Consider the following 26737-nt stretch of genomic DNA (forward strand, 5'->3'; position numbering starts at 1 on the left):
CTACCGGGCCGTTCGCGGTGCGAGAAGCGGTGTGGCTGGCCGGGAGATTTTGGCACTACCGGCTTATTAATTTTTTAATTTATGTTCCGGCGGCGGTGTCGGTCGCCCCGTTGATCAGCATTTCCACCTCCCGCCGGTTCGCCCGTTTCATCGGTTTGCCGTCGACCGGACTTAATGGCGTTTCGCGCGCTTGACGATGACCGAAGACACACAATTCCACGGGTACACCGTCGGCGGTAAAGCTGTAGGCCGGGTAGGCTTCATATCGGTCACCGCCGAAGCGCAGACGCCGGTCCGCCTGTTTGTAGGGAATGCCATGGTCGTCCAGCCAGAAGCCGATTTCTTCCGGTGTGTCCGCGGTGAGGTGCAACTCGATGGCGCTGGTCGAGGTGACGGTACCGCTCAACACCGGTCCAACCAGCCGCGGTTCGAATTTTTCGAGGAAATGCATGGCTTCGGCGGCGAGTTCACGCAAATGCCGGACAGTCTGCGTGAGTCGTCCACTGTGAAACAGACGCAGGTGTTCTTGGAGGGCCATATCCACTTCGTCGTTGCCCGGGAGATGTTTGGTTTCGGGCAGACCGAGGCGTTCCGCGGCCTTGCGCTTTGCGATCTGGAAATCGCGCACGCCTTCTTCCGCCATAATACGTGCGGCGTCCGTTGCAATGTGCCTGCGTAGCGTATCCGCACCCGGCACGTGCGACTTGTTGCGACGCCCGGTGGGAAGCGAGCGTGATTTGATGCCCATTAAAATAATTTCTCGCGGATGTTTTCCGGTACCTTGGAAGGCGGCGCGTCTGGGCCGGCTTCACCCTCGATACCGGGCAGGTCGTGTGGCTTTTCCGTGCCCTGGATGAAATATTCTTCCACTGCCAGCGGATCATCCATGGTCGTCGGTTTCCCGGTCTCGCTGTTGATGGTAAGGCGCAGCACCGTGTCCGGGGGGATCAGCGGTTTCTCGGGAATATCTTGCAGTGCCGTGCGCATATATTCAATCCAGATGGGAAGCGCGGCGCGTCCGCCGGTCTCGCCGCGACCCAGTGATGCCGGTTGATCGAACCCCACCCACACGGTGGTGGCGATATCGGCGTTGAATCCGGAAAACCAGGCATCACGGTATTCGTTGGTGGTGCCGGTCTTGCCGGACAGATCCTTGCGTCCCAGCACGAGTGCCCCCCTACCGGTGCCCTCGCGAATCACATCCTGCATCATGCTGGTCATGAGGTATGCCACCTCGGGACTCAGCAAGCGAGGCGCGAGCGCGGGGGGAGGTTCCAGCTTGTCTGTGGGAACGTGGACCGGTGGGTTTGTTCCTGCCGTAGCGGCCGGTATGGCGGTGGCGGAGGCCTGGTCTGCCGGAACGGCACAATCGGGGCAGATGACGGCAGGTTTTGCCTGTTCCAAAACAGTATGATTGGCGTCCTCGACACGTGTGATGAAATATGGCGTGATGCGGAAACCTCCGTTAGCGAACACTGCGAACGCGGTCGCCATCTGCATCGGTGTGGCAGAGGCCGTACCCAGCGCCAGTGACAGATTGCGGGGTATTTTGGCAGGATCGAACCCGAATCGTTCGATGTACTGAGCCGCGTAGGATACGCCGATGGCACGCAGCAGTCTCACGGCAACCAAGTTGAGCGATTGGGCTAACGCTTTCCGCAGCCGCGTGGGGCCGTAGAATTTTTTGCTGTAATCTTCAGGCCGCCATTCATCTTCTGGAGTTTCACCTTCCATGACGATCGGTGCGCCGCTGACCGTGGTCGCGGGCGTGAATCCTTTGTCCAGCGCTGCGGTAAATATAAAGGGTTTGATGCTTGAGCCCGGTTGGCGCTCCGCCTGGATTACACGATTGAACCTGCTTTGGAAAAAATCAAAACCACCGGTCAGCGCCATGATGGCGCCATCGGCAGGACGCAATGACACCAGCGCGCCGGCAATTTCCGGAATCTGGGCCAGACGCCACGATCCGATATTCTGTTTCTTTTCCGGCTCCTCGATGTATTCGAGGTAAATCACATCTCCCGGCTGCACCACGTCGGAGGCCGTCTTGGGAGGGGCACCCTGAGCGTTATCGTCGATATAAGCCCGGGCCCAGGATAATCCGCCCCAACCGATTTCCGCGATGGCGCCGTCCTGGGTGTAGACTTGCACACTTTGTTCGTCCGTGGTGATCACGATGCCGGGAAGTAAATCTCCCACCACGCGATAATCCTTGAGCACGTCGTCAAGACGTTCCTTGTCCGGATCGAGGCCAATCGACACGTGACCGACCGGTCCCCGATATCCATGCCGGCGCTCATATTCGAGTAAACCGTAACGCAGGGCTTTGACCGCGGCCTGCTGGTCTTTGGATTTGATCGTGGTGTAGACGTGGAACCCGCCCCCATAGGTTTTCTCGTCGTAGTTATGAATCATGTACTGGCGCACCATTTCAGCCACATAGGGCGCATCGACGCTGAATCGGTAGGATTGCTTCGAGGCGGCCAGCGGCGTATTCGTGGCCACGGTGTACTGGGCCTCATCGATAAAATCGAGGTTGTGCATCTGACGCAAGATGATGTTGCGCCGCTCGAGGGCGTTTTCCGGATTGGTGAGCGGGTTGTCCCGTGAGGGCGCCTTGGGCAGGCCGGCGAGCATGGCCATTTCCGGTAGCGTTAATTCCTTAAGATCCTTTCCGTAATACACTTGGGCGGCGGCGGCAAAGCCGTAAGCGCGGTGTCCGAGAAATATTTTATTAAAATAAAGCTCCAGGATTTGCGGCTTGGTTAATTCGCGCTCGATCTTGAAGGCCAGCAATATTTCCCTGAGCTTGCGGGTGTAGGTTTTTTCCGGACTGAGAAAAAAATTCCGCGCGACCTGCATGGTGATAGTGCTTGCGCCCTGTCCCGCGGTCTGGGTCCGAAAGTTGTGCCACGCCGCGCGCACAATGCCCAGGAAGTCCACGCCATGGTGATAGAAAAAGGATCGGTCCTCGGCGGCGAGTACCGACTTGACGAGCAGATCCGGAATTTCATCCATTGTTACCGGTATGCGCTTCTCTTCGCCGAATTCGGCGATCAGTTGCCCGTCAGCCGTGTATACCCGCATCGGCACCTTCAATTGCGCGCCCGAGAGGTCTTCAAGCGAAGGCAAGGTCGGCGTCAGAACGAGCGCCACCAACGCCAGCATCACCACGCCGCTGACGAGCAGGCCAAACAGTCCGATCAGTGCCAGTTGCCACCGTTGTGCGAGAAGATGCTGGCGGAACCAGCGGGAGAAAGCGCTCCCTGAATCATTCATGGCGGGTGAGACTTAGTTGGATTTAGTCAGGAAAATCCGGATTCCGGCGTACCGAACAGTATAAACCACCACCATCAAGCACTGGCATTTTCGGGAGTTTGTGGGCCGTTTCAGGCGAAACCCGGTGCTGAAACCCGTGAAAACCAGCGTAAAACCCTAATTTGTCATTTCCAATTTCTATAGTCTATATTTGTCTTTAGCATTTAAACAACATTAATATGTATTAATTATAACTCATGGAATCTAAGAGGAAAATCAGGTGAAGGGGCTTTCTGATTTGTTTAGCAAGAAAAAGCCGCAACTGATCGGGATCGATATCAGCTCTTCGGCGGTAAAAGTTCTCGAACTGAGCCGGTCGGGCGATCACGTGCGTGTCGAACGCTATGCCGTGGAACCACTTCCGCAGAATGCCGTGGTCGAACATGCGATCACGGAAGTCGAGCAAGTCGCGGATGTTGTTGAACGCGCCGTCAAGAAATCGGGCACACGTGTGAGACACGCCGCCGTAGCGGTGCCGGCCGCACACGTGATCACCAAGACCATCAAGATGGCAGCAAACCTGAATGATCAGGACCGCCAGATGCAGGTGGAAATGGAGGCGGATCACTACATTCCCTATCCGTTGAATGAAATCAATCTCGACTTTCATATTCTTGGTCCGACGGAAAACAGCCCCGATGAAGTAGACGTGCTGATGGCTGCCTGCCGCAAGGAAATAGTCGATGATTACCTCGCCGTGATTCAAAGGCCGGGCCTAATACCGCTCGTGGTGGATGTCGAAACCTATGCCATGGAAAACGCTTTTTCGCTCATCACCAGCCACATGCCTGGCGGCGGTTTGGAAAAGACGATCGCGGTATTGGATATCGGCGCCACCGCGACCACAATCAACGTCGTGCACAACAACCGATCGGTATACACCCGCGATCACGCATTCGGCGGACGGCAATTGACCGAGGAAATTCAGCGCCGTTACGGCCTGTCATATGAGGAAGCCGGGCTGGCGAAAAAGCAGGGCGGTTTGCCGGACAACTATCAAACGGATGTCCTGCGGCCTTTCATGGAAGCCATGTGCCAGGAAATCATGCGGGCGCTGCAGTTTTTCTATTCATCCACTCCTTTCAACAGCGTGGATCAACTGTTGCTCGCCGGCGGCTGTGCGCAGGTGGCGGGTATCGATGAACTCGTAGCCGCGCGTATCGGTGTCCCGTCGATGGTGGCCAATCCTTTTGCGAGTATGTCGCTCGCCTCGCGCATCAAACCACAGCATCTGTCCAACGATGCCCCCTCGCTCATGATCAGCTGTGGACTTGCCCTGCGGAGCTTTGACGAATGACGACCCGCATCAATCTTCTGCCATGGCGCGAAATGCAGCGCAAAGAGCAGGACCGGCAGTTGCTCTCGATCGCCGTGGGTGCATGGATTCTCATGGGTGTAGTCATCTTCTATGCTCATGTGCACGTGAGTTCTCTCATCGAGAACCAAAACCGGCGCAATGACTTTCTCAACCAGGAAATCGCCAAGGTAGATAAGGAAATCAAGGAAATTGCCGCGCTGAAAAAACAGCGCGCCGCCCTGATTGCACGTATGAATGTCATTTACGAACTGCAAAGTGACCGCACCCAGGTGGTGCATTTATTCGATGAGCTCGCGCGCAAGCTGCCGGAGGGCATTTACTTCTCATCATTAAAACATACCGGCAATAACATCGCCTTGCAGGGCATGGCACAGTCGAACGCCCGCGTATCGGCGCTGATGCGCAATCTTGCCTCATCCGACTGGTTCGCGAACCCAGAACTTGAAGTAATCACTTCTAAAGCCGCGGGCAGTGATCGCGTCAGTTCCTTTTCACTGAACGTCAAGCAGTCCGAAAAACAAAAGAAAAAGTTGACGGATACCGGCTCATGACCCTGGACGAACTGAAAAATATCGATGTCAACAACCTTGCCTCCTGGCCGGTGCCGATCAAGATCGGCGGAATTCTGTTTGTGTGCGCGCTTATTCTTTTTGCCGGATATTGGTTTCTCATACAGGGTGAACTCGATCAATATAGAGAGGCACAGCAAAGGGAAGTGAGCCTGCGCGAAACTTTTATGAACAAGAAAGCGCTCGCGGTCAATTTGCCGGCCTACCGGCAGCAAATGGAGGAGATGGAACAGACCTTCGGCAGTCTGCTGCGGCAGCTGCCCAATACAACGGAAGTGCCCGACCTGCTGGTTGATATCACCCAGGCAGGTCTGGGTCGCGGACTGGAGTTCAATCTGTTTCGTCCGGAGAAGGAACAACCCCGGGATTTCTATGCCGAAATGCCGATCAGTGTCGAAGTCAAGGGTTCGTATCACGAACTGGCGCAATTCATCAGCGATGTTGCCGCCCTGCCTCGCATCGTGACCTTCGGCGATATCAATATCACTTCAAGCGGCAAAGACAGCAAATTGACCATGTCGGCGAAGGCCAAAACTTACCGTTACCTGGATGAAGGCAAAGCCGTGAAACAAGACACGGGCAAGCCTCGGGCGGTGAGGAGATAAAATATGAATAACAAAAAAACACTGCTTGTGTCGGGATTCCTGTGTATCGCGCTCGCAGGCTGCAGCAGCGATGGCTTGGATGATCTGCGCGATTTCGTAAAAAGCGCGTACGCCGACCGCAAGCCGAAGGTGGAGCCGCTGCCGGAAATCAAGATGCAGGAAACGTTTATCTATAATTCCACCAACCTCCCTGATCCTTTTGCCTTATTCAATCTCAAGCCGCAGGCGCAAAAAAGTGCCAGTGGTCCGCGACCTGACCCGATCCGGCGCAAGGAACCGCTTGAGGACTATCCTTTGGATTCATTGAAAATGGTTGGCACCCTTATGCGCGGCAAGCAGGCATGGGCCGTCATTCAGGCGCCGGACGGTACCGTGCATCGCGCGCAACTGGGGGATCATCTCGGGCAGAACTCCGGGATGATCAGAAAAATTACCGAAGAAAAGGTTGATTTGATCGAATTGATTCAGGGCGCGATGGGTGATTGGGTGGAGCGTGAAGCCAGTCTGGCACTGATGGAATGAACCGGAATATTAAGGAAGGTGGGATGACATGAAACTGCACACACGGATCTTGCGAAATGTTGCCGCCACGGCTGGTATCTATCTGGCGCTTGTGGCGGCCACGCTCGGAATGAACACCGCTGCATATGGCGCGGAGATACAGTCCATCGCCTGGGAACCGGGCAGCGACACGCCGGTGCTGCAAATACGCATCGCCGGTGACACTAATTATCTTACCCAGGTGCTGGAAGACGGTCAGCGCCTGCGCGTCAGCTTTCCGAATAGCACCATGGGAACATCGCTTACGGAAATTTCAGGCCGGGACACTGTCAAGGGGGTTTATCCCTATCTTGCCGATAACGGCACCGCCGTGGTGATCGATTTACTGATGACCGAACCCGGGCAGGTCGATGTGCAGAAAGCCGATTACGGGTATCGAGTGTCAACTGCCATTATGACACCGGCATCATCACCCCAGGTGGCGGCCGCTTTACCTGCCACTGTGCCGGAAGCGACTGCCAAATCCGATTTGCCACCTCCCGAATCATCCACCGCGGCGGACACGACCAGCCAGGCGGTCAGTGATAAAAATATTATCGAGGACATTCTTTACGCGAAATTGCCCGGTGACCGGATTCAGATTACGTTAAAGATGACAAAACCACCGGTGGAACCGAACACTTTTTCCATCACCAACCCGGCGCGAATATCGCTTGATTTCCCCAACGCCCGCGTAGGACTGGCGAAAAAAAGTATTTCCGTCAGGGAGGCCGCGGTAACCAGTGTTACCGCCATTGAGGCGGAAGACCGGTCACGCGTCGTGCTGAGCCTGGTCAAGCTGGTCGCCTACACAACGAGTATCGACGGCAATAACTTTATTTTGACCGTGGCAGCACCGGTCGGAGCCATCGCCGGCGCGGTAGAAGCTAAAACCACGCATTTCGCCAGCAGCCGCAAGGCCGGGAAATACAGCCTCAAGGGAATCGATTTCCGACGCGGACCGCACGGGGACGGAAAAATTATTGTTAATTTGTCCGATCCCTCGGTCGGCATCGATATCCGCGAACAGGCCGGTGAAATTCTGGTGGACTTCCTGAATACCTCGGCACCGTCCGACCTGCAACGGCGACTCGACGTGGTGGACTTTGCGACTCCGGTCCAGACGATCGATACGTTTGTGCAGGGCAAGAACACCCGTATGATCATTACCCCGAAGGGCAAGTATGAGCAGCTTGCCTATCAGACCGGGACGGCTTTCACCGTCAACGTCAAGCCGGTGATTGAAAAAGCGGATGAAAAAAAGGTCGACGAATTCGGATATTCGGGCGAGAAACTTTCGCTCAATTTTCAGAACATCGATGTGCGGGCCGCGCTTCAGGTCCTGGCTGATTTCACGGGACTCAATTTTGTCGTGAGCGACACGGTCAAGGGTTCGCTGACCTTGCGGCTGAAAGACGTACCGTGGGATCAGGCGCTGGACCTCGTTCTTGACAGCAAGAACCTGGCCATGCGCCGCAAGGGTAACGTGCTCACGATTGCACCCGCCCCGGAAGTGGCCGCCAAGGAGAAAGCCGCGCTGGAAGCGACCAAAGCCGTGATCGAATTGGAACCGCTGGTTTCGGAACTGATTCAAATCAATTATGCCAAGGCCGATGATATCGCAGCCCTAATAAAATCGATCAAACCCGTAGGCGGCGCCACCGCAATAGAACACCCGGTATTCGGCAGCACGGCTACCGGTGCGACGACGCAGATTGCCACGCAGTCGAATACGCTGTTATCACCCCGCGGGCAGGTTACCGTGGATGCGCGCACCAATTCGATCCTCATCCAGGACACACCCGGCAAGATCCGGGAAGTGCGCAAGCTGATCGCACAGCTGGATCAGCCCGTGCGCCAGGTCATGATCGAATCCCGCCTCGTGGAGGCCACGGATAATTTCAGCAAGACCCTCGGATCGCGGTTCGGGGCCAAATACACGGACACCGCAAACTCCGGTCGTTCAGGAGCGGTATCCGGCAATGTCACCGACAGCTCATCAATTGTTTCCGCCGGGACGATGTCATCAAATGCGAGTGGTTTGAATGTTAACCTGCCATCGGCCGGCATCGGTGCCTCACCCGCCGGCTCCATCGGGCTTACCTTCGCCAAACTGGGCGCCAACGGGGGATTATTGAATCTGGAGCTTTCGGCGCTCGAGCAAGAAGGCAAGGGCAAGGTTATTTCCAGCCCGCGGGTGATCACGGCCAATCAAAAACAGGCGCGTATCGAACAAGGCCAGGAACGTGTGTTTACCACCAACGTTCTGGGCGTGGGATCCGTGGTTACCAAGAAGGCGACTCTCAAACTCGAGGTAACTCCGCAAATTACGCCGGACGACCGTATCAATCTGGATGTAAACATAACCAAGGACAATTTTGCCGACGCTGTCACGGGTGTCCTGAACGTCAAGGAGGTTAAAACCCAGGTACTCCTCGACAACGGCGAAACCGTGGTCATTGGCGGCATTTATGAGCAGGACAAAACCGATACCCTAACCAAGGTACCGTTTTTCGGCGATATTCCGCTTCTGGGCTGGCTGTTCAAGAGCAAGGAAGCCAAGGACAATAAAACCGAACTGCTCATCTTTCTGACACCGAGAATCCTCTCGGAAAACCTCAGCATGCGCTAACCAGGCAGTTATTCGAACCGGCCTCCCGCGAAGGGGCCGGTTCGCTTGATTTATGTCCGGGATGCTGGCATACCAGCGGCCATGAGCCGGGCGGACAATATTTTTTTGATCGGCGCGATGGGCGCGGGTAAATCCACCATCGGGCGGCATCTGGCCGAACTGCTCGGCAAGGAGTTCCAGGACTCCGATCAGGAAATCGAGAAACGCACCGGTGCAAGCATTCCGCTGATCTTCGAAATCGAAGGCGAGGCCGGTTTCCGCATCCGGGAATCTTCCATACTCGACGATTTGACGCGCAAGTCCAACATGGTACTTGCCACCGGAGGCGGCGTTATCCTGTCAGCGGACAACCGCCGGATTCTGCACGCGCGCGGCGTGGTGGTTTACCTGCATGCCCCGCTTGACACCATCCTGCAACGCACGCGTCGTGACCGCCACCGCCCCTTGCTGCAGACCGCCGACCGCCGCCGCACACTGGAAGCCATCCTCAAGGCTCGTGAACCGATTTACCAGCAGACGGCGGATATCGTGGTTGAAACGGCGCACCGCTCGCCGATGAGCGTGGCGCGCGAGATCGCACGCAAACTGGAAATCCTGGATATCGATGAAAACATTGTCTCTTGACCTCGGCGTACGCAGTTATCCGATTTACATCGGCGCAGGTCTGCTCGGTGATTCCACGTTGTTGACACGGCATGTCAAGGAAAGCCGCATCGCCATTGTTACCAATACAACCGTGGCACCGTTGTATCTTGCCAAGTTGCATGCCGCCATGGCATCACTTAATCCGGTCGAGGTGATCTTGCCGGATGGCGAGCAGTATAAAACGCTTGAAGTGCTGAGCCGGATTTTCGATGCCATGCTCTCCGCGCATTGCGACCGGCGCACGACAGTCGTGGCGCTGGGGGGCGGTGTCATTGGCGACATGGCTGGATTTGCCGCGGCCTGTTATCAGCGCGGTGTGTCCTACCTCCAAGTGCCGACCACTTTGCTGGCACAGGTGGACTCCGCCGTTGGCGGCAAAACCGGCGTCAATCATCCTTTGGGTAAAAACATGATTGGCGCTTTTCACCAGCCGCGCGCGGTAATAATTGATACCGATACGCTTAGAACGTTGCCCGACCGTGAACTCTCGGCTGGCATGGCCGAGGTCATCAAGTACGGACTGATCCGCGATCCCGATTTCTTTTCCTGGCTTGAAGCCAACCTGGAAAAATTGCTCATGCTCGATCCCGAGGCGCTGTCCTTCGCCATTCACCGTTCGTGCCGGAACAAAGCCGAAGTGGTTGCCGCGGACGAGCACGAATCCGGCGTGCGCGCCATTCTTAACTTGGGCCATACCTTCGGTCACGCCATCGAAACCGGTCTGGGATATGGAAACTGGCTGCACGGCGAGGCGATTGCAGCGGGCATGATCATGGCAGCCGACCTGTCGCGACGTCTCGGGTGGTTGTCCGCCTCGGACGTCGCGCGCCTGGAGGATCTTATTCAGCGTGCGCGTCTTCCGGTACGCGCGCCGGCACAGCTGCAGACCCCACGGTTGCTTGAACTTATGTCCGTGGATAAAAAGGTACAGCAGGGACGTCTGCGGCTGGTGCTGCTCAAGCGCATCGGTGAGGCGGTGGTGACCGATGATTACCCGCGCGCGGACCTCGAAGCGACCCTCGCCAGCCGGCGGGAAGGGGCGTAATGCTGGCACCATTCGCGGCGCAGGATGCCAGCTCGCGCGGACGGCAATACCCGGAGCCCCCGCCCGGCAACCGCTCGGAATATCAGCGCGACCGCGACCGCATCATTCACAGCGCGGCGTTTCGCCGGCTGGAATACAAAACCCAGGTTTTCATCAACCACGAGGGCGACCTGTTCCGCACACGCCTGACACACTCGATCGAGGTAGCCCAGATCGGCCGTACCATTGCCCGGGCGCTTTCGCTCAACGAAGATCTGACCGAGGCCATCGCCCTGGCCCACGACCTCGGGCACACGCCATTCGGGCATTCCGGTCAGGACACGCTGAACGAATGCATGCGGGACTACGGCGGGTTTGAGCATAATCTGCAATCACTGCGGGTGGTGGACGAACTTGAAGAACGCTACGCTACTTTTCCTGGCCTCAATCTGACGTTTGAAACCCGTGAAGGCGTGCTGAAGCATTGTTCGGCAAACAATGCCCGGAAGCTCGGCGAACTGGGAAAGCGTTTTTTGGAAAAAAACCAGCCCGGCCTGGAGGCCCAACTGGTCAACATCGCCGATGAGATCGCCTACAACAATCACGATGTGGACGACGGGTTGCGTTCCGGTTTGCTGAGCGTGGATCAGCTCATGGAGGTAGCCTTGTTTGCCAGACAATACCAGGAGGTGCAGCGTCGTTATCCTGACATTGCCCCGCGCCGCGCCATTTACGAAACCGTGCGTCGCATGATCAACTTTGTGGTGACGGATCTCATCGAAAACAGCCGGAGCCTGATTGCAGCATCGGGGATCAAGCACATCGAGGATGTTCGGCGCCAGACCAAACCGTTGGTGGCGCAATGCCCGGAAGCGGGAGAAAGATCCCTCGAGCTGAAGCGTTTTCTGCGTCAGAATCTGTATGCACACGAACGGGTGTCTCGCATGATGCGCGAGGCGGTCAGGATTGTCCGCGAATTGTTTGAGACATTTATGCAAGATCCCCGGCGGATGCCGCCGCAGTATCAGGAAAAACTGCACGCGCAAGAAGCACCGCCGGCGCGGGCCCGGATCGTGGCCGACTATATCGCCGGCATGACCGATCGCTATGCCATGCGTGAATATGCACGGCTGTTTCATGATCCAGCACGGAATAACTTGAACGACTGAAGTTAACGCCTCAGGTTACGGTACTGCTGTTTTGGCGGTACGGTAGTACAGACACCAACCGCACAAAAAGTCACACCGGGGATCATGCCGGGGTGAGATCGCCGGGTTCGGTTAGCTGCATGCAGTTGCTTTTCAAGCACTTCCATCCAATTCAATTGCCTTAGATTTACCAACGTTCGACTGTTCGGTGACCCAAAATTGATTTGATTCCCCTGATTTCCGCTGGGTGAAAAGCCAGATCGCCAGCCGCTTCCATTGAACCGGCCCAGACGGGCCGGTATACTTTTCCCCCCTTTTGCTAATGCTTTTTTGCAGATTTCCCGGGCAAAAGTATAAATTTCCCTGGTCTGGGCCGGATTTCGCTGACGGGCGCGAGAGATAAAATCGGCTGATCGGCATTTGCAGGGTGGATTGAAGTCGCGATTGACAACTACGAGGCGGAAACGGTGAATTAAATTGAAACAGACACATCACACACGGCAGCAAGGTCTGTATGACCCGGCTTTTGAACACGATGCCTGTGGCGTCGGTTTCGTCGTGGACATCAAGGGCCGACGTTCGCATCGCATCGTTACCCACGCAATAACCATCCTCCGAAATCTCATGCATCGCGGCGCTTGCGGCTGCGAGGAGAATACCGGTGATGGCGCCGGTATTCTGATCCAGATCCCGCATGTTTTTTTCAGCCGCGAATGCGCCAAGCTGGGTTTCACGCTTCCCGCGGCCGGTCGCTACGGAACCGGGCTGGTATTCCTGCCGCGTGACCCGGTGGCGGCAAGCCGCTGCCAGGAAAAGTTTGCGGCGGTGGTGCGCGAGGAAGGACAAGCGGTCCTTGGCTGGCGTGATGTCCCGGTCGATGACTCACTGGTGGGGCCCACAGCCCGGTCGGCAGAGCCCGCCTTCAAACAGGTTTTTATCGCTTGTGACCCGGACATCTCGGATGTTCAGACCTTCGAACGCAAGCTCTACGTCATCCGCAAGCGCATTGAGCACACTATCTTAAATTCGGACCTAGCAGAGCATTCGCAGTTTTACATCCCGAGCCTTTCCGCCCGCACGCTGATTTACAAGGGCATGCTCACGCCGACTCAGGTGGAACCGATGTTTCCCGATCTGGCCGATCCCGCGGTGGAGTCGGCATTGGCGCTCGTGCATTCGCGATTCTCTACCAATACCTTCCCGTCCTGGCCGCTCGCACATCCCTACCGTTACATCGCCCACAACGGCGAGATCAACACATTGCGAGGAAATATCAATTGGATGCGGGCCCGCGAAGCTTTGTGCCAGTCACCGGTGTTGGGCGACGATCTAAAGAAGATTCTTCCGATAGTGATCGAGGGAGGTTCGGATTCGGCCGCCTTCGACAATGTGCTCGAGTTCCTCTTCATGGCGGGGCGTGAGTTGCCACATGCCGTGCTCATGATGATACCGGAGGCCTGGAGCGGTCACGAAATGATGGACGAGGATCGCAAGGCGTTTTACGAGTATCACGGTTGCCTGATGGAACCGTGGGACGGTCCGGCCTCGATTGCATTCACCGACGGCGAGGTCATCGGCGCGGTGCTTGACCGCAACGGCCTGCGCCCGTCGCGCTACTACGTGACCAAGGACGGAATGGTGGTCATGGCGTCCGAAGTCGGTGTGCTCGACATTCCCCCGGAAAACGTGCTCATCAAGGAACGCCTGCACCCCGGCCGCATATTCCTCGTGGACACGCGTGAAGGCCGCATCATTGACGATGCCGAACTCAAGCAACGCTACATCGCCATGTACCCGTACCGGGAATGGTTGCGGTCGAACCTGGTGCTGCTCGATCACCTTCCCGAACCGGCAGATGTGCCTGAGCCGGATCACGCGACCGTGCTGCAGCGGCAGCAGGTCTTCGGTTATACCCATGAGGACCTGCGCATTCTCATGACGCCCATGGCGCAAAAAGGGGAGGAGCCAGTGGGTTCCATGGGTAACGACGCCGCACTGGCGGTGCTCTCGGACAGACCGCGGGTACTCTACGACTATTTCAAGCAACTCTTCGCGCAGGTGACCAATCCGCCGCTGGATGCGATCCGCGAGGAGCTGGTCACGCAAATCGAAACGCCGCTCGGCCCCGAAGGCAATCTGCTCGAACCGGCCCCCGAGAGTTGCCGGATGCTCAAGCTTAAGACGCCGATTCTCGGCAATGGAGAATTGGCGAAAATTCGCCATCTCGATCGCCCGGGTTTCAAGACCATTACCCTTCCCGTGCTGTTTCCGGCCGGCTCGGGAGGGGTGGGCCTGGCAAGGGCGCTAACGGAATTGTGCCGCAAGGCCAGTAAAGCCATCGACGAGGGTTACACCTTCATTATTCTTTCCGACCGGGGAATCGACCAGACTCATGTGCCGATACCGGCGCTCCTCGCCACCGCGGGTGTGCATCATCATCTGGTTCGCGCCGGCACCCGTGTCAAAGCGGGGCTCATCGTGGAATCCGGTGAACCGCGTGAAACGCACCACATGGCGCTGCTGCTGGGTTACGGTGCCGGCGCCATTAATCCCTATCTCGCCTTCGAGACACTGGATGATTTGATCCGCCAGGGACAACTCGCCGGCGTGGATCATTTCGAAGCGCTCAAGAACTACATTAAGGCGCTGAACAAAGGCGTGGTCAAGGTCATTTCCAAGATGGGGATTTCCACCATTCAGTCCTACCGCGGCGCCCAGATTTTCGAGGCCATCGGTCTCGACAAGGCGTTCGTGGACAAATATTTCACCTGGACCGCTTCTCGGGTCGGCGGCATCGGCATCGATGTTGTGGCGCAGGAAGCGGGCTTGCGTCACCGCCTGGCATACCCCGAACGGCCGGTGGGTCCCGCCGAGCTCGAATGGGGCGGTCATTACCAGTGGCGCCGCGACGGCGAGTTTCACATGGTCAATCCGGATACCGTGGCGAAGCTACAGCAGGCTACGCGCGCCAACTCTTATGCGATGTTCAAAGAGTTCTCGCATGCCTGCGACGACAAGGCGCGTCACGTGGCCACCTTGCGAGGATTGATCGAACTCAAGCTCGCCGATCGGCCTATACCTCTCGACGAGGTAGAGCCCGTGGAATCCATCATGACGCGTTTTGGGACCGGCGCGATGTCCTACGGCGCGATCAGCCAGGAAGCGCATGAGGCGCTCGCGATCGCGATGAACAAGATCGGCGGGCGCTCGAATTGCGGCGAGGGCGGAGAGGACCCGGAGCGTTATGGAACGATCAAGAACTCGCGCGTCAAGCAGGTGGCATCCGGTCGATTCGGCGTTACGAGTCATTATTTGATCAATGCCTCGGATCTTCAGATCAAAATCGCACAAGGCGCCAAGCCCGGCGAGGGCGGCCAGTTGCCCGGACACAAGGTTTATCCGTGGATCGCCAAGGTGCGTTATTCCACACCCGGCGTGGGCCTCATTTCGCCACCGCCGCATCACGATATTTATTCCATCGAGGATCTGGCCCAGCTTATCCACGATTTGAAAAACGCCAACCGGGAGGCACGCATCCACGTCAAGCTCGTCTCCGAAGTGGGTGTCGGCACGGTCGCTGCCGGTGTCGCCAAGGCGCACTCGGATGTTGTGCTGATTTCCGGCCACGATGGAGGAACAGGTGCCTCACCGCTGTCATCCATCAAGCACGCAGGGTTGCCGTGGGAACTGGGCCTGTCCGAGACCCAACAGGTACTGGTCATGAACAAGCTGCGCGACCGGATTGTGGTGCAGGTGGACGGTCAGCTGAAGACCGGTCGCGACGTGGTGGTCGCCGCGCTGATGGGCGCCGAGGAATACGGATTCTCCATCGCACCGCTCGTGGTGCTGGGTTGCATCATGATGCGCGTGTGCCATCTGAACACCTGCCCGGTCGGCATCGCCACCCAGGACCCGGAGCTGCGCAAGAAATTTGCCGGCGATCCCGCGCACGTCGAGAATTTTTTCCGGTTTGTGGCGCAGGAAGTACGTGAATGGATGGCGCAGCTCGGGTTTCGCAGCATGGAAGAGATGATCGGTCGCGTGGACCGCCTCAACGTCACAAAGGCGATCGATCATTGGAAGGCACGCGGCCTCGATTTTACGCAGATTTTCTTCCAGCCGAAGGTGGGTCCGGAGGTGGCCATCCGGCGCGTGCGCGATCAGGATCACGGGCTCGACAAATCACTCGATGTGACAACCATCCTGCCGCTGTGCCGCGAAGCGCTTGAGTCGAAAAAACCCGTGGACATTATCCTGCCCATCCGCAATGTCCACCGTACGGTCGGAACCATACTGGGCTCGGAAGTTTCCCGGCGTTTCGGATCGGAAGGATTGCCCGAGGACACGATTCGCATCCATTTCAACGGCTCCGCCGGCCAGAGCTTCGGCGCGTTCCTGCCCCACGGGATAACGTTCACGCTCGAAGGCGATGCCAACGATTACATCGGCAAAGGCCTGTCCGGCGGGAAACTCGTCGTCTTTCCGCCGCGTCAGTCGACCTTCGTGCCGGAAGAAAACATTCTGATCGGAAACGTCGCGCTTTACGGCGCCACCGGCGGCGAAGCCTATTTCCGCGGGGTTGCCGGCGAGCGATTTGCCGTGCGCAATTCCGGCGTGTACGCCGTCGTGGAAGGCGTGGGCGATCACGGGTGCGAATACATGACCGGCGGCCGGGTGGTGGTGATCGGCTCGACGGGCCGCAACTTTGCGGCGGGAATGTCCGGCGGCGTGGCTTACGTGCTCGATACTTCCGGAGATTTCGGACGCCACTGCAATCTGTCGATGGTGGAGATTGATCCCCTGACGTCCGGCGAAGACGTGGACCAGGTCAAGGACCTGCTCAAGCGCCACGCGCACTTCACCGGCAGCGCGGTGGCACAAAACATTCTGGCCCAGTGGAAGGCCATGCAACCGAAATTTGTGAAAGTGACGCCCAAGGACTACAAGCGGGTACTCGCCGCCATTTCCAAGGCTCGCCAAACCGGCATCCCGGAAGAGCAGGCAGTGATGGAAGCGGCGCATGGGTAAGATTACCGGTTTTATCGAATTCCACCGTGCCAAACAGCCCTACCGACCCGTTGCCGAACGCATACGGGATTGGCGTCAGGTCATGCTTCCTTACTCCGAGGCGGAACTCAAGACCCAAGGGGCGCGTTGCATGGATTGCGGCATACCTTTCTGTCAACAAGGTTGCCCGCTCGGAAACATTATTCCCGATTGGAACGATCTGGTTTACCGCGGCCAATGGCAGGAGGCCATCAATCGTCTGCATGCGACCAACAATTTCCCGGATTTCACCGGCACGCTTTGCCCGGCACCGTGCGAGGGATCGTGCGTGCTCGATATCATCGATGATCCGGTCACGATCAAGGCCATCGAGTTGGCCATCAACGATCATGCCTTCGAACAAAACTGGGTCAGGCCGCTCCCGCCGAAAGTGCTCACCGGGAAAAAAATCGCGATCGTGGGTTCCGGTCCCGCGGGTCTCGCGGCCGCACAGCAGCTGCGCCGCGCGGGTCACGAGGTTGTCGTGCTGGAACGCGATGACCGGATCGGCGGCTTGCTGCGTTACGGCATCCCGGAATTCAAGATGGAGAAGCACGTGCTTGACCGCCGGCTGGATCAGCTCCGGGCCGAGGGGGTGACGTTCCGTACCCATGCCCATGTCGGCGTAAATGTGTCCACGGAAGAACTAAAAAAGGATTTCGACGCGATTTTGCTCGCTGGCGGCGCCTGCGCCCCACGTGATTTGCCGGTTCCGGGGCGCGAGTTGTCCGGCGTGCACTTTGCCATGGAGTATCTGACCCAGCAGAACCACCGATGCGAGGGCGATACGATACCCGCTGATCACGCAATCACCGCCAAGGGCAAGCATGTGGTGATAATCGGCGGCGGCGACACCGGCGCTGATTGTCTGGGGACGGTGCACCGTCAGGGCGCGGTTTCGGTGCATCAGCTGGAAATCATGCCGCTGCCGCCGGCACACCGCGCACCGAATAATCCCTGGCCTGAATATCCGCATATTTACCGGGTCTCGGCGGCGCACGAGGAAGGCGGCGTTCGGGTCTACTCCGTCTCGACAAAACGGTTTACGGGCGATGACCAAGGCCGACTGCAAGGGCTTGAACTGGTGAAGCTGGAGCCGGTTCGCGCAGGCGGTCGCCTGTCCTTCAAGGAAATCCCGGGCAGTCAGTTCACGCTCCCCTGCGAGCTGGCCCTGTTAGCCATGGGTTTTGTCGGTCCGGAACAACCCGGGATGCTGCAGCAACTCGGTGTGAAAATCACCGAACGCGGCAACGTGTGGCGCGACGCGAACTGGATGACGAACGTGCCCGGGGTATTTACCGCCGGGGACATGCAGCGCGGTCAATCGCTGATTGTCTGGGCCATTGCCGAGGCGCGCTCGGCGGCGCGCGGGATTGACAAGTTTCTGACGGGCACCTCTGATTTACCGGCGCCGCTCTAAAGCCAAAACGGTCCATGGCAACGAGCTTGCAGGCACCCTGCATGCGCATCAAGTTCCGTAATCAGAATTTCACGCCGGGCATAGCATGGTTGAAATAAAGAACGACAGATTACTCCGGGCATTGCTCCGGCAGCCCGTGGACGTCACGCCGGTATGGATCATGCGCCAGGCCGGACGCTATCTCCCGGAGTATCGCGCGGTACGGGAGCAGGCCGGCGATTTTAAAACACTCTGCACCACACCGGAACTGGCCTGCGAGGTGACACTGCAACCGTTGCGGCGTTTCCGATTGGACGCCGCAATCCTGTTCTCCGACATTCTCACCATCCCCGATGCCATGGGGCTCGGACTCTATTTCACCGAAGGTGAAGGCCCGCAATTCAAGTATCCCGTGCGGACGGCCCAGGACGTGGAGCAGCTGTTCGTTCCGGATCCTGAAAGGGAGTTGCGTTACGTGATGGAGGCGGTACGGTTGATCCGGCGCGAATTGAACGGCGAGGTGCCGCTGATAGGATTTGCCGGCAGTCCGTGGACGCTCGCGACATACATGGTCGAGGGCGGGGGCAGCAAGGAATTCAGCCGGGTCAAGCGCTTGATGTTCGACCAGCCTCCGCTCATGCACCGAATGCTCGATACCCTTGCGCGCGCGGTGACGGCATATCTCAATGCGCAAGTCGCGGCCGGGGCGCAGGTGTTGATGTTGTTCGATACCTGGGGCGGCGTGCTTTCACCCCGGGATTATCGCGAATTTTCGCTGCGCTACATGGAACAAATCATCCGTCATCTCACGCGTGAGCGGGAGGGCCGCCGCGTGCCAGTGATACTGTTCACGAAAAACGGCGGTCAGTGGCTGGAGGTCATGGCGGAGTCCGGCGCCGAGGCGCTGGGAATCGATTGGACCACATCGTTGCACGATGCCCGCGTGCGCGTGGGGTCGCGGGTGGCGCTGCAGGGAAACATGGATCCGTCGTTGTTGTACGCATCACCGGAACGCATTCGCCGCGAAGTGGCAACCATTCTCGCGAGTTTTGGCCATGGCTTGGGTCACGTTTTCAACCTGGGGCATGGCATCCAGCAACACGTGGATCCGGATCAGGTCACGGTCCTCGTCGAGGCGGTTCACGAGCTGAGCCGTGGCTATCACTCGGCGTAATGGACGGACGTGGAAACCTGTTTCGCAGGAAAAGCTGAGTTTAAGTCGCTACGTTCAGACTTACGCATGCCGCGATCACCGGCATTTGACCGGCACTACGCTTAAGACAGGTTCTTTAATATCGTCGATAAGTCCTTGAAGCGCGTGGATTGATCCGACATGGAAAACAGATGCGTTGTTATTTGGAATATGCCCGAGTAGATTCTCATCTCAGCTGCTGAAAACGGACTTCAGACTTTAAAATAATTTCAGTTTCTGCGGCCATTCCACAGGGATTCGTTGTCTGTGTCGCGCATGAGTCGACAGCGTATTTTACCATATGCTGTCGCCGGGACAGGAGGTGGGGACTGTGGTGCAGAACGAATCGGAAGCGGATCGGGCGTCGGCATCGAAAAAAATGCTCGCTCTCCTCGAAGGGCTGAAACGGACATCCGTCGGTACCGTCATTTACGATCAGATTGCGCGCCTCGTGGAAGAACAGGAGAGCGTGCAGGCCAAACTCGACCACACCTACGCCTCATTGCTCCATCTGTTGCTGGATGCCTACGCCCGGGATCCCACCGCTGATCACATCACCCGGATCAACGCGCGCCTGATCCAGTTGCGACGGTCTTCCGCTGTCCCGGCGGGGGATTCGCCCGGAACTGTCGATGACCGAATTCACAAGGCGGCCTCGGTGGTTACCTCCTCCGCGGGGGGCGCGGTACCTGAAAAGCCCGTTCCGAATTCTGCCGGAAAACGCACAACCACGGCGCCGGTGGAAAATGCCGGGACAACGGCCAAGACTGTAAAGAACGCTGAAGTGCAAGCGGATCGGCGCGTGAACACGGCTTATCGTTTGCACCTTGACCGCCAGCGAAATGAGATAGACAAGCTCCAGAAAACCCTGGCAAAAAGTGTAACCGAGGCCATCACCCAGAACCGCGAATTCGGAGCTTTGCTGCAAATCGAGCTGCGGGCATTGCAGCAGGCCGAGAGCGACAACGAGATCGCGCATATGCGCGAGATTCTGATCGGAGGCCTGGAGGAACTGATCAACGGGCAGAATTCGCTCGAGACCAAGCTCCATCGCACGGAAAGCTATTTAAAGCTCATCAAGGACGACAGCGAACAACTGCACAACGAGCTGAACAAGGTTCGATTGCTTTCGCTCACCGATGATTTCACCGGACTGCCGAACCGGCGCGCGTTCATGCGGCGGCTCCAGGATGAGATCAGCCGCGCCCAGCGTTACGGCTTGTCACTCGCGCTCGCGATGATTGATCTGGATGAATTCAAGGCGATCAATGATATCCATGGCCATGCGGCGGGCGACCTGATCCTCCAGTGTTATGCCACCGAAGTCCTGACCGTGCTGCGTCATCATGACATGGTCGCGCGCTATGGCGGCGAGGAGTTTGCGGTGTTGCTGCCCAATACCAAGGAGGAGGGCGCAATTGCCGCGATAAACAAGGTCAAGAATCGCGCCCGGGCGACGAATTGCGAGTATCAGGGAAATATCCTTCCGCTGCCTACTTTTTCCACCGGCATCGCCTTGTACGTACCCGGCGAAAGCGGCACCGACCTGATCGACCGTACCGACCGCGCCTTGTACCGCGCCAAGCGTCTCGGCCGCAACCGGACCGAACTGGAACTGACCATCTCCCCCCCACCCGGCCCGCCGGAAGGTCTTTCACAGGATAACGGGGCATAAAAAACCCCTTTCCGGTGGTTTGCAGGTTGTGGTCCGAGGGTCCGGAGTCTAATCTCCTTAGGTAAGTGCAGATTACTCTGCAGCTGCAATCAGGAGACCGGCGTGACGGATTCCCACACTTCTGCAGATCCGTCCTTACTGCAAAGCCTCAAGCACCACCTGGAAGGATTAAAGCGGACCGAGCACGGCCTGATCCTTTACAACCAAATCCAGCGTGGCCTGCAACGGTATGGAGACGAAACCGGGCGTATCGAGCTCGTCTTCGTCACCTTCCTGCACGCGTTGCTCGGCAAGTATGCCAAGAGTACGACCTGTGATGCGGCCACTCGCGTCAAGGCGCGGCTCATTCAGCAGCGGTTGACCCTGTACTTGCCCACGAAACCGGTTTCCCCGGCAGCGCGCGCGACGCCGGTCGTCAAGACACCTCCGCCCGTTGTATCGGTGCGCCAGCCACCGCCGGCCGCAGACGCCGAAAGAATTCCCCCTAAGGTAGCAGCGACTCCTGAGATCAAAAGCACGCTGCCGCCAACTGCAGCCAAGATCGCTCCGCCCAAAGAGCCGGTGCCGACGCGACAGGATAAAATCGAAAAACTGGAGGATACGCTTGCGGAAAAGGTTACGGAAAGCATCACCATCGATAAAAAGTTTGGCGAGTTGCTGGAAACGGAACGTAAAGTTTTGGAAAACCCGGAAAACCCGCTGGGCGACTTCAATGACCTCAAGAAAATCCTGGTCAACGGATTGAACGAACTGATAGAGGAACGACAGGCGCTCATAGAAAAACTTTCCAGTGCCAGCGAATACATGAAGTCCGTAGAGTCGGACCGGGAGTGGCTGCGCCAGGAACTGAGTCAGGCACGCAAGCACAGTATGACGGATGAATTGACCGGCCTGCCGAAGCGTGACGTGTTTGTCAGGCAGCTTGAGTCCGAGATCGGCCGCGTGAAACGCTACGGGTTCGCCCTCGCATTGGCGGTAATCGACATAGACAATCTTGAGTCGGTTAACCGGCGCCACGGACGGGCGGCTGGGGATGCCGTATTACGCTGTTACGCCGGCGAAATTCTTGCCAAGTTCCGCACCTATGATCTGGTGGCACGCTACGGCGGCGATGAATTCGCCGTGCTGTTTCCGAACACACAAAAGAACGGCGCCATGCACGCGCTGGAGAAGGCACGCAAATCCGCCGGCGCCACCTTTGTGCACAAGGATGGAAGAAATATTCCGCTGCCCAGTTTCTCGAGTGTATTGACGCAATATTCCCCGGGGGAGCCGGTTAGCACGCTGCTGCAACGCGCGGATGAAACGCTCAATCAGGCCAAGCTGGGAGGATTCAATCGCATGGTGGTGGCGCTTCCGACGAACTAGCCGCGGTTCCCGCAGCGTTGGCACGAGTTCTGGTCCGCATAAAGATGATCGGTTACTATTACTGCGTCGATCTTTTTATGGAGGAAAAGAATTCATGCATTTGCGGATTTTTCTTGCATTGATCACGGCAGGTTTTTGTGCCCCCGTTATGGCCGATGCGCTCGATATCAATCTCAACGATGAAACCATCCAGGCGAGTTACGCCACCAACTGGCGTAACGCTCAATTCAGTCTCGGATTGTTGTCCAATACCGATCAAAACGACTGGGTGGCCAGCGTGGGTCTGTTGGCATTGGGCGAGAAACAGACCGGAGATGGCCGCACCGAGGCGGGCCTTGGCGGAAAAATATACCTTGCTGACGTCGGTAACAAGGACGTGCTGGCGCTCGGTCTTGGCGGCCAATTCCGCGTTTTTCCCACCAGCGGCCCGGTCGGTTTCGGGGGCTTTCTGTTTTATGCCCCGGACATCGTGACGGCTCTCGACGGGGAGAAATTCTGGGAATGGGGCGCGCGCATCGAACTGGAAGTCATCAAGCGAACGGCGAACGCCTATCTTGGTTATCGCAAGGTCCGGGCTGACCTGGATAACAACACTCGGGTTACCGTGGACTCCGGCATTCATCTGGGCGTAAGAATCAGTTTCTAGCCTCGCTTGTCCTTCCTCAGTGCTGGCGCGGTGCAACCCGTGATATTGTCTGCGCCAGCGAAATGAAAAGCCTCTGGAACGACAGCGAAGCCGCGCAATTCCCGGGTGAACTGGGATTACGCGTGTACACCACGCGCCTGTTCGGGCGCGAGAAGACACTGGTGCTGCACGGCGGCGGCAACACTTCGGTCAAGATCAACGAGACCAATCTGCTCGGGGAAGAGGAGACCCTCCTGTATGTGAAGGGCAGCGGTTGGGACCTTGAGCATATCGAGCTAGCCGGTTTTTCGCCCGTGCGCCTGGATCATCTGCTGAAACTTGCGAAACTCAAGGCGCTGTCGGACCCGCAGATGATCAACGAATTGCGCACGCACTTGACCCGTGCCTCGGCGCCGACGCCCTCGGTCGAGGCCATTCTGCACGCCATCCTGCCGCACAAATACGTCGATCACACCCACGCGGATGCCGTCCTGACCATTACCAATTCGGTTGACGGCCTGGCCCGGATCCGCGAGATATACGGTGACAATGTCGTCGTTATTCCCTATGTGATGCCCGGGTTCGAGCTGGCACGCGCTGTCGCTGCTCACTTTTTTACCGAGGCCCGAAAAAACACCATCGGCATGGTGCTGATGCATCACGGCCTGTTTACCTTCGGGAAAACCGCGCAGGAATCCTACGAGCGTATGATCGACCTGGTCACCTGGGCGGAGAATTATCTTGTCAGACATAAAGCCTGGACCATTCCGGTTGCGGAGGAAAAACCGGTGGCCATGCCGCTGCGGATGAAGTTGGCAACCTTGCGGCGTGCGCTTTCCGCATCCACCGGATTTCCGGTAATCGTGACGATCCATGATGATCCGGCGAGCCTCGCGTTTGCACGCCGCCCGGATGTAACCACGATATCACAGCAGGGTCCGGCGACGCCGGACCATGTCATCCGCACCAAGCGCCTGCCGATGCTTGGACGCAATATCCAGGCGTACGTCGAAGCCTACTCCCAATATTTTAATGAGTTGGCGCCCACGGCCACCGAACCCAAGACCATGCTTGATCCTGCTCCGCGTGTGATCATCGATCATGAGATCGGCGTGACGACCGTCGGACGCAGCGCTGGAGAGGCCGCGATCGTTTTCGACATATATGCACACACGATTGAAATCGTCCGGCGCGCTACTGAACTCGGCGGCTATCAGGCGTTGCCGGCAAAGGCCATTTTCGACGTGGAGTATTGGGACCTGGAACAGGCCAAACTGAAAAGCCGCGACAAACCGGCGATGTTCGCAGGCGAAGTAGCCCTCGTGACCGGCGCGGCCTCGGGCATCGGCGCGGCGTGCGTGGGGGCGCTGCTCGCGCGCGGGGCCGCGGTGGCGGGTCTTGATATCAATCCGGAGGTTGAACGCCGGCATCAGCGCCCGGATTACCTTGGCATCGTCAGCGACGTGACCGACGAAAAACAACTGGAGAATGCCTTGGAAAAAACCGTGCGTCAGTTTGGTGGGCTCGACATGCTGATTCTCAATGCCGGCCTCTTTCCACCGGGATGCCGCATCGAGTCCTTGGCCACCGTCGAGTGGCAGAAAGTACTGCGCATCAATCTTGATTCCAATTTGACGCTGATGCGCGAGGCGCATCCGCTGCTCAAGCTCTCGCCCCAGGGCGGGCGCGTGGTGGTGATCGGTTCAAAGAACGTCGCAGCGCCCGGTCCCGGCGCCGCCGCCTATTCGGCCTCGAAGGCGGCGCTCAACCAGCTCGCGCGCGTGGCCGCCTTGGAATGGGGCGCGGATAACATTCGTATCAACTCATTGCACCCGAATGCCGTGTTCGATACCGGCATTTGGAACGAGGAAGTTTTACAAGCACGTGCCAAGCATTACGGTCTCACGGTCGAGCAATACAAAAAGACCAACGTGCTCAAGACCGAAGTCACCAGCCGTGACGTCGCCGAACTCGCGGCCGAAATGTGCGGCCCGCTGTTTGCCAAAACCACCGCCGCCCAGGTGCCGGTCGACGGCGGAAATGAACGCGTTATTTGACGGGTTGTGAATACGATATTCCCGGTTTTTTCATTCTGTGGCGTGGCCCGTATACATTGAAATTCAACAAGTTAAGTTGATGACGCGGCGGGACCACTGTAATTTTCTCTTCGCCACGCTCATTATTAAAATCGCGTTTTGAGTCGGCCGGAGACATCACCGCTGGTTGACGTGTTTCTCCGTCTCTCGTGTAGTCAAAAAAGGAGGTAACAATGAAGACCGAACTGCTGTACCTGACGTTGGTAACCGCGTTAACCGGTTTGATATGGATTCCTTACATCTTGGACAGGATCGCAGTGTGGGGCCTTGTCGCCGCGGTCGGTTATCCCGAAAATCCCAAGCGGCAGTCCCCTTGGGCAATACGGCTTATGAAGGCGCATGCGAATGCCGTGGAAAACCTGGTGATATTCGCGGCCTTGGTGTTGGTGGCGCATCTTGCCGGAGTCTCGAACAGCGTTACCGCCGGGGCGTGCGTGGTGTATTTCTGGGCGCGCGCGGTGCATCTGCTGGCGTTCACCTTTGCCGTGCCGTGGGTACGCACGCTTGCCTTCGCGGTCGGATTTTTCGCGCAGGCCACACTTGCCTGGCAGCTTCTTCTCCGCTGACGGACTTCCTTCCCGTCACGGAGAGGCAACAGGAACTGGGGACATTCGTTATTTTTCGCCACCGGTGCCCGGTGCGGTCGTCAATTGGTCACGCAGGCGGTATTCACGGCGCGGACATTCGGTGCAATTATTTTTTTGTCCAGGCACGCCCGTCTTGCATGTAGTTTCGTTTCACCCGGAAATTCCAGAAGCGATTACCCGGGATTATTTCATGACATGCAGCAAACCGTTTTTTGCACCCACTTCGCGTAACTGAGCGCATTGCGCGCCCGTGAGTTGCGTATTTTCCGGTGCCGTTTGCTCACGCATCAGGTTTCCCGGCAGATCAACGTGTTGACCACTGTCCGAGAGGACGTGGACTAATTCGTGGGCGAGGGCGACACCCACGTCGCGCGTGGCGCGCGTCACCCACACGCTGTCGGCGAGTTCAGGGCGTGTTTGGCTGTTGCCCCGGCCAATGGCCTCGGCGTCAAAGGCCGGCCGGTGGCGGGTGTCGGTCACGAAATACACGGTGGGCTTGGCAAGCTGCAGCGTTCGCGCCAGCTCGCGTGATTTCGGCGTGTTGAGGTAATGATAACGACGTGGCGCATCGACTCGCACGAGCTCGACCTGCCACAGCAGCATGCCGCACCGTTCCAGTATTTCTGCGACTTTGCGGGCTGCTTCCACCATGGCATTGCGCGGCCAGTCGCTGCCGGTGAAATAAACCAGCGTCAGCGTCAACTGATGCGTCGCGTCGTGCCGTGCCGGATCGTGGCGATAAACCTGATCCGCCGCCAGTGTGTACCGATCCGCCACCTTGATCTGTATCGGTTCCTGCGCATTTGCCGGACTGAATGTCAGCACGATGCCGAAAATCAAGGCGGATAAGCGAAAACGCAGCCTCATGGGTGGCAATGTGGCAGGACCAGGCAGGTTCGGCAAGACTTGTATTCAGTACCGCCGGAAATGATATCGCCTGCTGGGGCTGA

At 57.7% G+C, this 26737-nt stretch carries 19 protein-coding genes; 16 read left to right on the top strand and 3 right to left on the bottom strand.

What is annotated here, in order from left to right:
- Window positions 1-79: 79 nt before the first annotated feature.
- Both WD823_RS09425 and WD823_RS09430 read right to left on the bottom strand, forming a co-directional pair.
- Window positions 80-748, bottom strand: a complete 669-nt coding sequence (locus WD823_RS09425; protein WP_368429227.1) for a hypothetical protein — start codon at window positions 746-748, stop codon at window positions 80-82.
- On the bottom strand, window positions 748-3279 hold the full coding sequence (locus WD823_RS09430; protein ID WP_368429228.1) for a penicillin-binding protein 1A: 2532 nt from the start codon (window positions 3277-3279) through the stop codon (window positions 748-750). The genes WD823_RS09425 and WD823_RS09430 overlap by 1 nt, the downstream gene beginning before the upstream one ends.
- A 259-nt stretch (window positions 3280-3538) precedes the next feature.
- Between WD823_RS09430 and WD823_RS09435 the strand changes: the two genes are divergently transcribed.
- The 16 genes from WD823_RS09435 to WD823_RS09510 all read left to right on the top strand — a co-directional run bounded on the left by WD823_RS09435 (window position 3539) and on the right by WD823_RS09510 (window position 25766).
- Window positions 3539-4615, top strand: coding sequence for a pilus assembly protein PilM (locus WD823_RS09435; protein ID WP_368429229.1), 1077 nt, complete (start codon window positions 3539-3541; stop codon window positions 4613-4615).
- Window positions 4612-5187 (top strand): PilN domain-containing protein, encoded by a 576-nt coding sequence (locus WD823_RS09440; RefSeq protein WP_368429230.1) that lies wholly within the window; start codon window positions 4612-4614, stop codon window positions 5185-5187. Before WD823_RS09435 ends, WD823_RS09440 begins: the two co-directional genes overlap by 4 nt.
- Window positions 5184-5810, top strand: coding sequence for a type 4a pilus biogenesis protein PilO (locus WD823_RS09445; protein WP_368429231.1), 627 nt, complete (start codon window positions 5184-5186; stop codon window positions 5808-5810). Before WD823_RS09440 ends, WD823_RS09445 begins: the two co-directional genes overlap by 4 nt.
- A 3-nt stretch (window positions 5811-5813) precedes the next feature.
- Window positions 5814-6332: a pilus assembly protein PilP gene (locus WD823_RS09450; RefSeq protein ID WP_368429232.1), complete on the top strand. Its 519-nt coding sequence runs from the start codon at window positions 5814-5816 to the stop codon at window positions 6330-6332.
- 28 nt (window positions 6333-6360) lie between these two features.
- On the top strand, window positions 6361-8982 hold the full coding sequence (gene pilQ / locus WD823_RS09455) for a type IV pilus secretin PilQ (protein WP_368429233.1): 2622 nt from the start codon (window positions 6361-6363) through the stop codon (window positions 8980-8982).
- An 81-nt stretch (window positions 8983-9063) separates the two neighbouring features.
- Complete coding sequence (aroK, locus tag WD823_RS09460) at window positions 9064-9606, top strand: shikimate kinase AroK (RefSeq protein WP_368429234.1); 543 nt, start codon at window positions 9064-9066, stop codon at window positions 9604-9606.
- The gene (gene aroB, locus WD823_RS09465) at window positions 9587-10672 is read left to right on the top strand and encodes a 3-dehydroquinate synthase (protein WP_368429235.1); all 1086 of its coding nucleotides are present in this window, start codon (window positions 9587-9589) and stop codon (window positions 10670-10672) included. Before aroK ends, aroB begins: the two co-directional genes overlap by 20 nt.
- A complete protein-coding gene (locus WD823_RS09470; protein ID WP_368429236.1) occupies window positions 10672-11820 on the top strand; it encodes a deoxyguanosinetriphosphate triphosphohydrolase in 1149 nt (382 codons plus the stop codon). The genes aroB and WD823_RS09470 overlap by 1 nt, the downstream gene beginning before the upstream one ends.
- A 456-nt stretch (window positions 11821-12276) precedes the next feature.
- On the top strand, window positions 12277-16827 hold the full coding sequence (gene gltB, locus WD823_RS09475) for a glutamate synthase large subunit (protein WP_368429237.1): 4551 nt from the start codon (window positions 12277-12279) through the stop codon (window positions 16825-16827).
- The gene (locus tag WD823_RS09480) at window positions 16820-18265 is read left to right on the top strand and encodes a glutamate synthase subunit beta (protein WP_368429238.1); all 1446 of its coding nucleotides are present in this window, start codon (window positions 16820-16822) and stop codon (window positions 18263-18265) included. The genes gltB and WD823_RS09480 overlap by 8 nt, the downstream gene beginning before the upstream one ends.
- 85 nt (window positions 18266-18350) lie before the next feature.
- Entirely contained in the window at window positions 18351-19418 is a 1068-nt protein-coding gene (gene hemE / locus WD823_RS09485; protein WP_368429239.1) for a uroporphyrinogen decarboxylase, read from the top strand.
- 349 nt (window positions 19419-19767) lie between these two features.
- Window positions 19768-21111: a GGDEF domain-containing protein gene (locus tag WD823_RS09490; RefSeq protein WP_368429240.1), complete on the top strand. Its 1344-nt coding sequence runs from the start codon at window positions 19768-19770 to the stop codon at window positions 21109-21111.
- A 102-nt stretch (window positions 21112-21213) separates the two neighbouring features.
- Window positions 21214-22479, top strand: a complete 1266-nt coding sequence (locus tag WD823_RS09495) for a GGDEF domain-containing protein (RefSeq protein ID WP_368429241.1) — start codon at window positions 21214-21216, stop codon at window positions 22477-22479.
- Window positions 22480-22573: 94 nt separating this feature from the next.
- Window positions 22574-23125, top strand: a complete 552-nt coding sequence (locus tag WD823_RS09500) for a hypothetical protein (protein WP_368429242.1) — start codon at window positions 22574-22576, stop codon at window positions 23123-23125.
- 62 nt (window positions 23126-23187) lie between these two features.
- Window positions 23188-25161, top strand: a complete 1974-nt coding sequence (locus WD823_RS09505; RefSeq protein WP_368429243.1) for a bifunctional aldolase/short-chain dehydrogenase — start codon at window positions 23188-23190, stop codon at window positions 25159-25161.
- Window positions 25162-25373: 212 nt separating this feature from the next.
- Window positions 25374-25766 carry an MAPEG family protein gene (locus WD823_RS09510; protein WP_368429244.1) on the top strand — a complete coding sequence of 131 codons (393 nt, stop codon included), beginning with the start codon at window positions 25374-25376 and terminating at the stop codon, window positions 25764-25766.
- 204 nt (window positions 25767-25970) lie between these two features.
- Here WD823_RS09510 and WD823_RS09515 read toward each other — a convergent pair whose 3' ends face one another.
- The gene (locus WD823_RS09515; protein ID WP_368429245.1) at window positions 25971-26654 is read right to left on the bottom strand and encodes a hypothetical protein; all 684 of its coding nucleotides are present in this window, start codon (window positions 26652-26654) and stop codon (window positions 25971-25973) included.
- Window positions 26655-26737 lie beyond the last annotated feature (83 nt).

The organism is Sulfuricaulis sp. (assembly GCF_040901545.1).
Lineage (GTDB): Bacteria > Pseudomonadota > Gammaproteobacteria > Acidiferrobacterales > Sulfurifustaceae > Sulfuricaulis.